The sequence below is a fragment of the Streptomyces sp. RLA012 genome, from assembly GCF_056270325.1.
Genome location: NZ_JBWDPA010000005.1, coordinates 1 through 12,205 on the forward strand (window position 1 = coordinate 1; position 12,205 = coordinate 12,205).

The 12,205-nt window shown below is 68.1% G+C and carries 11 protein-coding genes and 4 pseudogenes; 8 read left to right on the top strand and 7 right to left on the bottom strand.

Annotation, left to right across the window (positions count from 1 at the left end; genetic code table 11):
- Positions 1–431 precede the first annotated feature (431 nt).
- Entirely contained in the window at positions 432–779 is a 348-nt protein-coding gene (locus RV986_RS53600) for a hypothetical protein (protein WP_475924988.1), read from the bottom strand.
- 372 nt (positions 780–1,151) lie between these two features.
- Here RV986_RS53600 and RV986_RS53605 point away from each other — a divergent pair.
- Positions 1,152–1,889, top strand: a pseudogene (locus RV986_RS53605) (SDR family oxidoreductase).
- A 33-nt stretch (positions 1,890–1,922) separates the two neighbouring features.
- Positions 1,923–2,549: pseudogene (locus RV986_RS53610) on the top strand (NADPH-dependent F420 reductase).
- Between the two features lie 57 nt (positions 2,550–2,606).
- On the opposite strand, the gene RV986_RS53615 reads toward RV986_RS53610, so the two are convergent.
- From RV986_RS53615 to RV986_RS53625, 3 genes are all read right to left on the bottom strand, one after another.
- Positions 2,607–3,008 carry a Tn3 family transposase gene (locus RV986_RS53615; RefSeq protein WP_475924984.1) on the bottom strand — a complete coding sequence of 134 codons (402 nt, stop codon included), beginning with the start codon at positions 3,006–3,008 and terminating at the stop codon, positions 2,607–2,609.
- A 413-nt stretch (positions 3,009–3,421) separates the two neighbouring features.
- Positions 3,422–4,552, bottom strand: coding sequence for a hypothetical protein (locus RV986_RS53620; protein WP_475924952.1), 1,131 nt, complete (start codon positions 4,550–4,552; stop codon positions 3,422–3,424).
- A 65-nt stretch (positions 4,553–4,617) separates the two neighbouring features.
- Positions 4,618–4,758, bottom strand: a complete 141-nt coding sequence (locus RV986_RS53625) for a hypothetical protein (protein WP_475924953.1) — start codon at positions 4,756–4,758, stop codon at positions 4,618–4,620.
- Between the two features lie 397 nt (positions 4,759–5,155).
- Here RV986_RS53625 and RV986_RS53630 point away from each other — a divergent pair, with 397 nt between their 5' ends.
- The 5 genes and pseudogenes from RV986_RS53630 to RV986_RS53650 form a co-directional block, all read left to right on the top strand.
- On the top strand, positions 5,156–6,178 hold the full coding sequence (locus RV986_RS53630; RefSeq protein ID WP_475924954.1) for a tyrosine-type recombinase/integrase: 1,023 nt from the start codon (positions 5,156–5,158) through the stop codon (positions 6,176–6,178).
- Positions 6,175–6,369: a helix-turn-helix domain-containing protein gene (locus RV986_RS53635; RefSeq protein ID WP_475924955.1), complete on the top strand. Its 195-nt coding sequence runs from the start codon at positions 6,175–6,177 to the stop codon at positions 6,367–6,369. Before RV986_RS53630 ends, RV986_RS53635 begins: the two co-directional genes overlap by 4 nt.
- 633 nt (positions 6,370–7,002) lie before the next feature.
- Positions 7,003–7,176 carry a hypothetical protein gene (locus RV986_RS53640; protein WP_475924956.1) on the top strand — a complete coding sequence of 58 codons (174 nt, stop codon included), beginning with the start codon at positions 7,003–7,005 and terminating at the stop codon, positions 7,174–7,176.
- 928 nt (positions 7,177–8,104) lie between these two features.
- Positions 8,105–8,659 (top strand): IS3 family transposase, encoded by a 555-nt coding sequence (locus RV986_RS53645; RefSeq protein ID WP_475924985.1) that lies wholly within the window; start codon positions 8,105–8,107, stop codon positions 8,657–8,659.
- Positions 8,660–8,671: 12 nt separating this feature from the next.
- Positions 8,672–8,872 (top strand): annotated as a pseudogene (locus RV986_RS53650) (integrase core domain-containing protein); the annotation flags it as partial.
- A gap of 197 nt (positions 8,873–9,069) precedes the next feature.
- Here the strand turns inward: RV986_RS53650 and RV986_RS53655 are convergent.
- The 3 genes and pseudogenes from RV986_RS53655 to RV986_RS53665 form a co-directional block, all read right to left on the bottom strand.
- The gene (locus RV986_RS53655) at positions 9,070–9,402 is read right to left on the bottom strand and encodes a hypothetical protein (RefSeq protein WP_475924957.1); all 333 of its coding nucleotides are present in this window, start codon (positions 9,400–9,402) and stop codon (positions 9,070–9,072) included.
- A complete protein-coding gene (locus RV986_RS53660) occupies positions 9,399–10,247 on the bottom strand; it encodes an IS5 family transposase (RefSeq protein WP_475924958.1) in 849 nt (282 codons plus the stop codon). Before RV986_RS53660 ends, RV986_RS53655 begins: the two co-directional genes overlap by 4 nt.
- A gap of 164 nt (positions 10,248–10,411) precedes the next feature.
- Positions 10,412–10,704, bottom strand: a pseudogene (locus RV986_RS53665) (transposase family protein); the annotation flags it as partial.
- Positions 10,705–11,156: 452 nt separating this feature from the next.
- Between RV986_RS53665 and RV986_RS53670 the strand changes: the two are divergent.
- Positions 11,157–12,188, top strand: a complete 1,032-nt coding sequence (locus tag RV986_RS53670) for a serine hydrolase domain-containing protein (RefSeq protein WP_475924959.1) — start codon at positions 11,157–11,159, stop codon at positions 12,186–12,188.
- The last annotated feature ends 17 nt before the right edge of the window (positions 12,189–12,205 follow it).

Consider the following 12,205-nt stretch of genomic DNA (forward strand, 5'->3'; position numbering starts at 1 on the left):
TGGTGATCAGCGTGAATGGTTCAGCTGGCTCGGTCCAGAAGTCGACGCCGTGCTGCTCCGTGAGGAGAGCGCCGCGGTGGAGTGGATGAGAGGGGTGGCAGTCACAACCTCCCAGCTGCGTACGAGTTCTTCATGCACCACCGCGTACGGACGTATGTGATCAGGCGTCTGTTCGAACCGGCGGCGCGCCAGCGCCCTGGGCCGGGATGACGGCCTCGAACTCCTGAAGCCTTCGCCGGGGCGCCGGTCTCCCCGGCCGCTTCTGCTGCGGCCTGCAGCAGGCGGGCGGGCAGTTCCGTAAAAGCCAGCAGGTCCGGGCCAGGTGCCGGGCGGCTGGTGTCGCGTACCAGCGGGTGCAGCCGCGCGACCGGTAGCGCGTCCAGCCCGGCCGCGGAGTGCCAAGTCAGCTTGACACTTCCTCTGGTCGCCGGTCATCGCCGGGCTGTGGCGGGGATGGCGTTGTCGATGAGGACGGCGGCGATGGCGGCGGCGGTGGGGAAGGCGTCGGCGTTGAGGACCCGGGTGCGGGCCGCGGCGCCGTCGATGAGCAGCGCGAGCTGTTCGCCGAGCTGTTCAGGGTCGGCGGCGCCGGCTTCGCGGGCGGTGTCGGCGAGCCGCGCGGCGACGGCTTTCTTGTACTCGCGTGCGTACTGGGATGCGGGGTGCTGGGGGTCGTGGAGTTCGACGGCGGCGGCGATGTAGGGGCACAGGGGGTGGTGGGGGGGATGTCGAAGGCGGCGAGGAGCCGTTCGCGGGGTGAGGTCGGTGCGGTCGAACACGCCGGACAGGACGGAGGGTCGAACCGGCGCAGGTACTCGGCGACGAGTTCGTCCTTGCCGTGAAGTGCTGGTAGGCCGTGCGCTTGGACACCTCGGCCGCGGCGCACAGCTGGTCCATGCCGGTGCGGTTGATGCCCTGCTCGCGGAACAGCTCTGGGACGCCTGAGGATGCGCTCAGGCGCCCCGGTCCGCGGGCAGCGGCCCGTGGGGCCCTTCTCCAACTCCGTCATGGATCCACCGTACCGCAGCTGGGTAACGGCCGGTGTACATAGTTTCGTCCCCGACGCCCGCCCGTACGGTACGTACACAGGGCGGTGAACATAACACCGTCGTCCCAGGTACACACGGCACCACCGACCCAAGGGAACGACTATGGGAAAGCTCGACGGCAAGGTCGCGGTCATCACCGGCGGCACCACCGGCATGGCGCTGGCAGGCGCGAAGCTGTTCGTCGACGAGGGAGCGCACGTCTTCATCACCGGCCGCCGCCAGGACGCCCTGGACGAGGCCGTGAAGCAGATCGGCCGCAACGTCACCGGCGTCCAGGGCGACGCCGCCGACCTGGACGACCTGGACCGCCTCTACGACACCGTCGAGCGGGAGAAGGGCAGCATCGACGTGCTGTGGGCCTTCGCGGCGGGGCGAGCTCGCCCCGCTCGGCGAGATCACCGAGGGCCCAGTTCGACACCCTGGCTCGGGGCTCAACGCCCGCGGCACCCTGTTCACCGTCCAGAAGGCCCTCCCGCCTTCTTCAACGACGGCGGCTCCATCCTCATGACCGGCTCCAACGCCTCCCTCGGCGCCTTCCCCGGCTGGAGCGTCTACGCCGGCCAGCAAGGCCGTCCAGCAGGCCTGGGCCCGCATCTGGCTCAACGAGCTCTAGGACCGCCGCATCCGCGTCAACGTCCTGACCCCCGGCCAGGTCGCCACCGCCAAGCAGGCAGAACTCTTCGACGAGGCCACCAAGCGCCAGTTCGAGTCCCTCATCCCCCGCGGCCAGATGGGGCCGCCCCGACGAAATCGCCACCGCCGCCCTCTTCCTCGCCTCCGACGACTCAGCTACGTCAACGGCATGGAACTCGTGCCGACGGCGGCACCACCGCCATCTGAACCGAACAACCCACAACCAGGGCGGGACATCTCATGAGCGACATCAGCATCATCGGCACCGGAAACAGGCGCACCATCGGCGCGCGGGCCATAGCGGCGGCAACACCGTCGAGATCATGGACCGCGATCAGTCCAAGGCCGCGGATGGCCAAGGCACTCCCAGGCGGCGCCACGACGTGCGAGAATAGCGCTCCGCCCCGGCCGGGGACATCGTCAGTCGTGGCCCTGTTGCACGACGGTGTCGTGCCGGTCGTCGCCCAGTACGGAGACGCTCTCGCGGGCAAGGTCATCGTCGACATCAGCAATCCCTTCAACTCCACGTTCGACGGGCTGGCCCACCGCGAGGAGACGCCTCGATCGCGCAGGAAGTCGCCAAGGCGGCCCCGGCCGGCGCCAGCGTGGTGAAGGCGTTCCAACACCGTCTTCCGCCATGTCCTGGAGAAGGGCGGTCGGCTCCGACGTCTTCATCGCCGGCGATAACGCGCAGGCCAGGCGTGTGGAGGCGTTCATCGAAGACCCCTCGGGATGCGACCGCTGGACGTCGGCGGCCTGAAAATGGCGCACTGGCTGGAGGGAGCGGGCGGTGGTTACGGTGGGCCTGCCAACCACGGGGTGGGGAACTTGGACTTCGCCCTCAGCATCACCGAACTTCCCGTCTGAGCAAACGGTTGACGGATTACCGAAAGGAGAGCGCCCACCGCGAAGTCCGCCGCCGCATCACGGCGACGGGCAGTAAGCGACACCCAGGCCATCCGAGGTAGGCCTACCTCCTGGTGATGCCGAGCCTGCTGTCCATATCAAGGTGAAATCTCCCGTACGGGTCGACGTGGGACCAGAACAGCGGGGACAGCCCGCGCCGGTCTGCGGCGGTGAGCTTCCCGGCCCACTGCGGGGCGCGGAGACCTCCTGGAGAAGCTGGGTGTTGATCAAGACCAGGCTGGATTGCAGGAGATGGAGTGCGAGCATGGAGACCTCGGCGTGCTCGCGGTCGGCGCCGGTGAGGACGCTCTCGCGGCCGTAGAAGATCTTGTCGTTGGTGGAGTTCCAGCTCTCGACGACCTGCAGTCCGCCGTTGATCTTGCGGCGGAGATGGTCAGCGAGATAGTCGCAGGCGAAGATCGGTCCTGACCGCCGCCCGAGTTCTCGGCTTCAGGAGTTCGAGGCCGTGACCGGGGCGTGTACCGGTGGTTCTGGATACCGGTGAGGCCTCTCCGGAGCGTTGGAGGGGCCTCACCTGGTCATGCGGTCAGATCCGTACCGACTCCGTCCGTCAGGTTCGAGGCTGCCGGCGGTGCGGGTCAGAGGTCGGTCGGCGGCAGGCTTCTCAAGGGCCCGGCGGCTTGCGGGCGGTTGCGGCTGTCCGGGTTGGTTCTGGAGCATCTGCGGCGATCAGCCGGCTGTTCTCGATCATCAGCCGCTGGTTGACGTTGCGAATGCCTGCATGGCGGTCTCTGCCTGGCGGCTGGCTGCGAGTGCTGCGTCTCGTTGCTGGCGCAGTTCCTCCATCTCCGTGTCGCGCAGCGAGCGGGCGTTCAGGCCGTCGCGGAGGCGGGCGCCCAGTTCGTGGGCGCGTAGCGTGCGCAGCTCGTTCTGGACTTCGTGAAGGGTCCGTTGCAGGGCGGCGTTCTGTTCCAGGAGCATGCGGTTCTCGACTTCGAGGGCCGCCTCCTTGCGGGCGGTCGCTGCTGCCACCGCCCGCGGCCCGTCTTGGGCGAGCTGGGCGCGGACCGTCTCGGCTTCCGCTTTGAGGTCGCGGTGGCGTTGAAGGTACTGCGGGTTGACGACGGCCCGCCGGGTGATCTCCGCATCGGAGAGGGCATGGCGGCTCTTGCGCATCGCGGCCAGGACGTTAAGGACCCGCTGTCGGCACTTCCCGCCGCCGGGGAGTGCGGTACGGCGGGTGAGACGCCGGAAGCGGGCCTTCCAGCCGGTCGGCTGCGCCGGGAGCGGCGGCGGGGTGAGTTGTCGAACGCCGTGGCGTCTTCGATCTCCACCTGCAACGGGACCGTGCCGTCGGCCCGGACCAACTGCTCGTCGGTGGTGTCCAGATGAACGGAGACCCGTACGGCTCCGCGGTCGGCGTCGAGGTAGGCGAACACGAGGATGCCCGCGATCTCGATGCAGGGCAGGCCTTCGTCGTCGGGGTTCGCCTGCGGGTGGAAGACCGCCGAGCTGTTCGCCTCCGCGCAGGCCTCGGCGTCCGAGAGGCTGAGGCTGAAGGGCGCTCGCAGATGACGGGAGATGTCGGCGGGGTACAGCGTGTAGCCCGCGTCGCCGCGGTTGCTCTCCGGCCCGTAGTAGAGGTTCACGGCCGTCTGGTCGTCGGCGGGAGGCCGGTACGGGAAACCGTCGGTGCCCGCCACGTCGTCCCAGGAACTGCGTACCTCCTGCGCGAGCGAGGCCAGGGCGGAAGCCTCGTCGGACCAGAGGGTCACGTCATCGCTGTGCCGGTCCCACTGACGCAGCACCCATGCCCGGCCGGCTGCCTGCGTGGTGAGGTCGTCGGTGACGGCGAAGCTGAAGCGGCTCAGCCACCCTTCGACGATGTCGACGGTGTCCGCACCCGGCCATTCGCCGGTGCGCTCCTGGAGGCCGTCCATCAGGTCGGCCAGGTCGATGATGGCCTCGCCTGCGGGTGTGGCCGGGTCCGGTGTGATCAGCATGGCGGTTTCCTTCCGTGCGGAACGGGGCGGTCAGGCCCCGTTCATGAGGCCGTTCCAGAGGTCCATCAGGTGTTGCTGTTCGGGGGTGAGAGTCGCGGTGCACTGGCCACGCGATTTGCCAGGACAGGCACGTCGAGGCTGATGCCGGAGGGCACATCGGGCCGCTCGGGCAGCGAGACCAACTGGTAGTTCCGGGTGTGGATCATCCAGAACTCCGTGCCGGTCGGCAGGGCTGCCGCTGCGGGCAGCTCGTCCGTGGTGCGCGACAGGCAGGGGCGGGAGGGATCGGTGCAGGGCCGTCCGGCGGGGTGGCTGGCCAGGACGGGGCTGCTGCGTGCGTGGCGGTGCCGTTTACACGAACTCCCGCAGGTTCCTTGGGCGTTCTTGTTGCTGGTGGCCGCACAGGCCAGGCCGCGACGGGTTCATGGGACTGTTGGGAGATTCTGGCATTCGGTCAGGTTTCTTGAGTTCGCTGATATTTTTCGGCGCACTGTCGCTCCTGGTGAAGTGAGTGAGGACTCTGTGGCGTTAGCGACGGTGCGCTCGCTGGGTTCGCCGCGAAGCCTGCGCACGAACGGGTTACGAGGACTACGAGCAAGGCTCGTGGACCAGTACCTGCTGGCGTCCGTCGGAGCCGGGGTCGAGGACGTCACGATCGCGGGCGACCGGGCGGTCCTCTTCGAGCTGATCCGGTTCGTGGGCCGGCCGGTGTGGACCGTGCAGCCAGACGACGCCGACCGTTTCCTTGTCCACCAGCGCAAGGTCCGGGGCCTGGCGAAGGGCACCGTGCACAACAACGCGGGCTCGATCGCCCAGTTCTTCGACTTCCTCATCGCCCGCTACCAGGGCGATGTGCATGCGCTGACCGGGCACGTGCTGGTCCAGCCGATCGATGAATTCAACCGCCCGGCCAGGGCCGACTACGGTTCGCCGCGCATTCCGCCGTCTTCCTCGGAGGTCGGCGACCTGTTCGCGGCCTGGCGGACGTCGCTGCCGTCGGCGCGCAAGTACCTGCCGGCCGCCCGATACTTCGCCGCGTCGCTGTGGCAGCGCGCCAGGCTGCGGATAGGCGAGACCAGGATGCTCGACATCCGCGACTGGCGGCCCGACCTGGGCGAAATACGGCAAGCTGCACGTCCAGCATGGCAAGGGAAGCCGTGGCCGCGGCTTCAGCGGCTCGTCCGGCGATCCAACTCGGTGGACGCACTGGTGAACTGGTGGTTCACCGATGTTGTCACCCAGTTCGGCGACGACTACGCGGACCCCGACGCGCCGCTGCTGCCGAGCGAGCGCCGAGATCCGTATACCGGCTGGTGCCGCCGCGTGGGCGACGACGCTCTCCGCTCCGGACTGGCCAAGGCCGTTGGGCTGCACTTGCCGTCCTGGTCCGGCCGTCTGACGCCGCACGGGCTGCGACACTTCTGCGTCCGAGTACTACGCCCAGGGGCTGGACCTGAAGGCGGTCCAAGAGCTCCTCGGACACGAGTGGCTGTCCACTACGACACGTTATGTCCATGTCCACAACGACCACATCGAACACACCTGGGCTGCGGCGAACGAACGGGTCGCCGCCCGGCTCGGGGCGAGCAACGGGAAGTGACACGGTGCGCTGGAACCTGCGGATGACGGCCGCGGAGCAAGGCATCTGGAAGTCCACCGAGATGCGCCGCCGCCTGGCGGAGGCCGGACTGGAGATCAGCGCGGGGAAGATGTCCGCTCTGTGGACCGGCGCTCCGACGACCGTGCGCCTGGACGACCTGGACATCATCTGCGCCGTCCTGGGCTGCACAACGGGCGACCTGCTGATCCGAGCCTGAGGTCGCGGCGGCCCGCCGCCCGGCCAGGCGGCCGAAGGCGGAGGCTGGCGGGACCAACTCGGTCACGCCTCGGCTCGGACGCAACCGCACGTTGCCGCCGGCGTGACCGCCCCGCGAACGTGCCCTGGATGCGGGCTGCGACCGGTTGCCCACACCAAGGCCAAGTACTGCTACGGCTGCCGCACACGCGGCTCGCACACACCACCGCCGTGCCGTCGTTGCGGCTCGCCGGACTACTACACAGCCGGACTCTGCCAGCGCTGCCACAAAGGCGCGCCGCCGCTGCCCGACTCGTGCCAATGGTGCGACGCATGGGGCCTGTTCAAATCGACCGGAGGTACCTGTGATGCCTGCCGCGACTGGGCCAGACGCCATCCCGGCGAAGGCACGTGCACCTCCTGCGGACGGACCGCGTCGCTCAATCCGGCAAGAGGAGTGCCGCCTGTGCTGGCGCCGAAGCCGGTCCTGGGCACGTGACCCGTCCGACCCCGACCGCCTTGAAGCCGTCACCGGCGGCCACCAGCTCTTCTTCCACGGCATGGAACAGCGGCTGGCACTGCTGGTGCCGCCCCACCACCGTCCGCCGCCCCGGCGCTTCCGCACCGCCGCACTCGCTCGCGCAGGCGTCCGGTCTTGCGACCGATCGACCCTGTTGTCCACCGCCAACTCGTCCTGTTCGACGCTCGCCGCGACTACGGGCGCCTGCGCACCCTGACGGTGCCCGACCCCGTCATGCCCGAGCTGCTGGAGTCCCTCCGAAGCCAGAAATGCCTGGACCTTGGCGAACAGCATGGCTGGACCCTGTGACTGGCTGGGTCAACCGTACCCTCAAGGTCCTGCTGGCCACCCAGGACACCCCTGGAGGACCAGTCGACGCCACCCGCGTGGCCGTGATCCGCGGGCTTAACTCCCAGTCCGCCCGACCATCGAGGTCCCTGGACCACGCGGCTTCCTGACGGACGACCGCTCACGACCGTCACCGCCTAGGTCGAGCGGAAGACCCCTCCCCTGCCCGCACAGATACGCAGCGAGATCGGCGAGTGGGCCGACGTCATGCAGAACGGCAGTACCGTCGCGCCGCGGCGTCACCCGCGTTCCGACCGGACGACTCGCCACTACCTCTACGCTGCCCCTGCCGCGCGCTCGACTCTGGGCGACGACCCGGCAATCGCTCCGCGAAGTCACTCGCGACGACGTTGTTGCCGTACTGCCCGTTAGAGGACCGACCGCAGCGAGATGGCTGAGGTTGATCTTCGGAGTGGACACCCTGACAATGGATCTTGATGGTCCAGGGAGGATGTAGGTAGGACGCAGTCTCCATCGGAGGGTTAGGAAGGACGCCGTCGCGCACCGCGCGGCGGGGGGGAAGCGGACGTACCGCGTGGCTGTGGCTGCGGATCTCGAGCGTCACCGCGGGTGCTTCGGACCTGGTTGCTGCAAGGACGAGGTTCAAGCCGCGCCCGAGGGTGGGATGGCAGAGGAACGGCGGAGGAGCCGGCCTGGCTGCGGGCGGAGAGCGCCCGGCTGCTCAAGGCCGAGCAGGAGTGGCTTAGCTGGAACGTGAGATTCTGCGCCGGGCAGAACCTATTTCGCCCGGAAGGTGAAGTGACCCTACTGCTGGGACTTATCTCCAAGAACCACGCCGATTCGGCGTCCAGCCGGATCTGCCGGGTGCTCAGGGCGTCCCGCGCCGGCTACTACCGGCATCTGGCCATCGAGCGAGGCTCGCGCCCGTATCGATGAGCGAGGAGAACGGACCGTAAGCGGGATCCGCGCCATCCATGCCGAACACCGGGGGCGTATGGGGCTCCGCGCGTCCATGCTGAATTGCGCGCGAGAGGACGGACGGATCAACCGCGAGCGCGTAACCGGGCTGATGCGGATCAACCACATCGTCGGCCTGCACCTACGCAAGAAGAAGCGGACGACGATCGCGGACAGGACCGCGCCGCCCGCGCCGGACCTGGTCATGCGCGACTTCACCGCGGACACGCTCAACACCAGGTGGTGCGGCGGCATCACTTACATTGCCGTCGGCGCGACATGGCTCTATCTCGCCACGGTGACCGACATCTGCTCCAGGAAGGTGGTGGGCTGGTCGATCGCCGACCACATGCGCACCTCGCTGGTCACCGACGCGATCGAGATGGCCGTGGCCGCCCGCGGCGGCCGGGTTCGCGGCGTCGTTTTCCACACCGACAGGGGCGCCCAGTACAGCGCGGCCGCCTTCGCCGAGGTCTGCCGCCGGCACGGCATCCGCCGCAGCGTGGGCCGGGTCGGCTCAAGCTAAGACAATGACCTCGCCGAGTCGTTCTTCCAGGGTCTCAAGCGCGAGTTGCTCCACGGAAGGCGCTGGACCTCGAAGGCACAGACTCGGCTGGAGCTGTTCCGCTGGCTGTCGTACTACAACCGGCGCCGTCGGCATTCCGCGCTCGGCTACCTCACACCAGCCGAGTTCGAACAGCAACTGACCACATCACGTACGCTGTCACTCGTCGCATGAAACCCGGTGTCCACTCCCCGGGATCAACCTCAGCGGTGCATAGGGAGCACGGCTGGATGAGCGGCTGACCTTCCCCGCTACTGGCTGTGCCACAACACCCGCCTCCTGGTCTGGTCGCGGACCATCGGGCAGCTACCGCTTCCTGGTGAAGCTGTCGGCGTCGATCTCGGCAAGGACGTCGAGCTTGACGAGGCGTTTCAGTTTGGCGCGGTGCCTTCGATGTTCTTCGGCAGCGGTTCGTGACCGAGGGCTTCGCAGATGTCCTTGGCCCGTAGCGGCCCGGTCGCCTGGTTGAAGACGGCGAGGATGCGGGGGTAGTCCGGGTGCTCGGGCAGGTCCGGTGGGACGGTGGGGAGCCGGTCGGCGAGGCCGGTGACGGTCCTGCGGGTGATCGCGAGGTGCTCCAGGCGGGTCTCGGCCTCCCGCAACCGGGTCTGCAGGTCGTCGATCTGTGCCCGGAAGTCGTCGGCCAGGGCCCGGGCTGCGTCTTCCTGGAGGTCCAGGGCACCGAGCAGGGGCTGGATGTTCACGCGGTCACCGCCCGTTCTTCGCGCCAGGTGGGGGTGTTCGTGCCGGTGAGGCGGCGGATCATGACGTGGGTCATCGCCCAGTAGACGCGGGAGGCGGACGAGGAAGGGCGGTGCTCGTAATCGCGGACCAGTCGCCGGTGCAGTATCAAGATCCCGTATGTCTGCTCGACCCTCCATCGCTTCGGCTGCGGCACGAACCCCTTGTCCTGCGGGTTGCGTTCGACGATCTCGACGTCAATCCCCAAGCCCGCGCCGTGCATGACGACCTGGTTCTCGAAGCCCTGGTCGACCAGGGCTTTGCGGACGGTGCCGTCGGCATGCTCGGCGACCTGGTCCAGCAGGATGATGCCCGCGGCGTTGTCATGCGTGTTTGCGGCGAGGACAGCCACCGCGATGACCAGGCCGAGGACGTCCACAGCCAGTCCGCGCTTGCGGCCCGGCACCCGCTTGCCCGGATCCCGGCCGGTCGTGGCGGCGGGGACCCCGGCGGCCGCGTGGACACTCTGGGTGTCCAGCACCACCAGGGTCGGGTCCTCTAATCGGCGGGCACGTTCACGGACCTGGCAGCGCAGGAGTTCATGGATGACCTGGTCGGTCCCGTCGTCCCGCCAGGCGGCGAAGTAGTAGTACGTCGCGCTCTTCGGCGGAAGATCGTGTGGGAGATAGGCCCACTGACAGCCGGTCCTGCTCTGGTACAGGATCGCGTTCACGATCTCCCGCATGTCGTAGGCGCCCTGATGGCCACTGACCGAACGGTGCCGGTCCTTCCACGCGGTGATCACCGGCTCGGTCAACGACCACTGCTCGTCCGATAAGTCACTCGGATACGGCTTGCGTTCACTCACCTGGTCACATCACCAGATCAACGACTGCGGACCGGCAGATTCCGCCCCGCCGCCACACCATCAGGCGACAACAGAAGCACCCAAAGACTTGCAAACTGCCCTCTTAGATACCCACACACTTCGAGCCATTTGCCATATTCGAAGCCACTGAGCCTTTTCCAACCTCAGTTTGACGTCGCCAGATGCAGGGCGAGGACGGCCTTGACCAGGTCGGTGATGCGGGTGGTGCTGCAGCGGAGCTTGCGCAGCAGGCGCCAGGACTTCAGGGTGGCCATCGCCTGCTCGCCGACCGCGCGGATCCTGGCGTGGGAGACGTTGACGGCTTGCTGGCCTGCGGAGATGTTCTCCAGCGGGCGCGGTAGGGGACGCGCACGGTGCCGCCGGCACCCTGGTATCCCTTATCGGCCCAGCAGCGCACGTCGGCCTCGGCCAGGGCGTCGATGATGCCGTGGGTGCGGTAACCGATATTCATCTTTTTCACCCCGCCTTCGGCTATCCTCCGAAGGATTCCCCAGGGCTGTGCAGGGCCCGCCGGAGCTGGCTTCGCACCAGGGCCGGGCGACAACTCGCCGGGCGGAGTCCCGTGTTCTCCTCCCCGTCCCCCGATCGTGCCCGACGGCCTTCCCGGATTCTCGAAGGAGCATGAATTGCGTGTCAATGTGCGTGTTCGACGGCGCCCGCAACTGACGGGGGTTCGCGCAGTAGCAACAGTTGCGGTGTCCGCGGCCCTCGTCGTGCCCCTCGCTGCGACCCCGTCGAGTGCGAACACGGTCCACGATAGTGCGGCGGTCCGCGAGAGTGCGGCCGTCGGCCCTCGGACGCTCTCGGCGGTCCGACAGGACGGCACTGCGGAGACACACGCTCACCTGCGGGAGTGAGCGGAAGTTGGCGGAAGAAGGAGTGCCTGGGGTGATCGTGCGGGTGGACGACGGTCACGGCAGGCCCATCGAGATCTCCGAGCAGGCCGCCTGGACGAAGAAGGACCATCGGCTCACGGCGGACGACGAGGTGCGAGAAGCGTCCAACACCAAGACGGTGATGGCCACCCTCGTCCTGCAACTGGTCGCTGAGCACAGACTCGCCCTCACCGACCCGGTCGACAAGTGGCTGCCCGGCCAGGTGCGCAACGGCAGAGCGATCACCCTGCGCATGCTGCTCAACCACACTAGTGGGTTGTTCGACTACACCGAGGACCCCGCCCTCGCACCGGCCCTCACGGGCCGGGACTCCCACGTATGGACGTCGACGGAAATCCTGAGCCTGGTGAGCAGACACCCGGCACTGTTCGAGCCCGGCACCGAGTGGTCGTACAGCAACACCAACTACATCGCGATCGGCGCCGTCCTGGAGAAGGCCACCGGTAAGAACCTTGCGACGCTGGTGCGGGACCGGATCGCCGGACCCCTGGGACTCCGGCACACCTTCTACGCCACCGGCTCCGCCTGGCACGACCGGCACGCGCACGGCTACGAACCTGACGCCGCCCACATGCCACCGGACGTCCCCGACGAGTTCAGGAACTACGCCGGACCGCAGCACGACGACCACGTGGACGTCACCGGCGACTACGTCACGGCCGACGGAGCGGATGCCGCGATCGTGTCCACCGCCGGTGACTGGTCCCGTTTCTACGGCGCGCTGATGTCGGGCCGCCTGCTGCCCGCAGCCCAACTGGCCGAGATGCGCACCACCGTGCCGGAGGACGGGCCGGGGGACCCGGACGAGCTCGGCTACGGGTTGGGCATCGAGACGGCGAAGACCGACTGTGGCACGGTCTGGGACCACGTCGGCGTCGTCCCGGGTTATGCGACCTACAACGTCACCGACTCCACCGGCCATCGCACCGCCGCCTTCTTCTTTGCCACGTCCACTCTCACCAAGCAGGCGCACCAGACCGGCGCGGCCCTGATGGACGCGGTCAACTGCGCCATCTTCGACTGACCAGCGCGTTTCCGTGG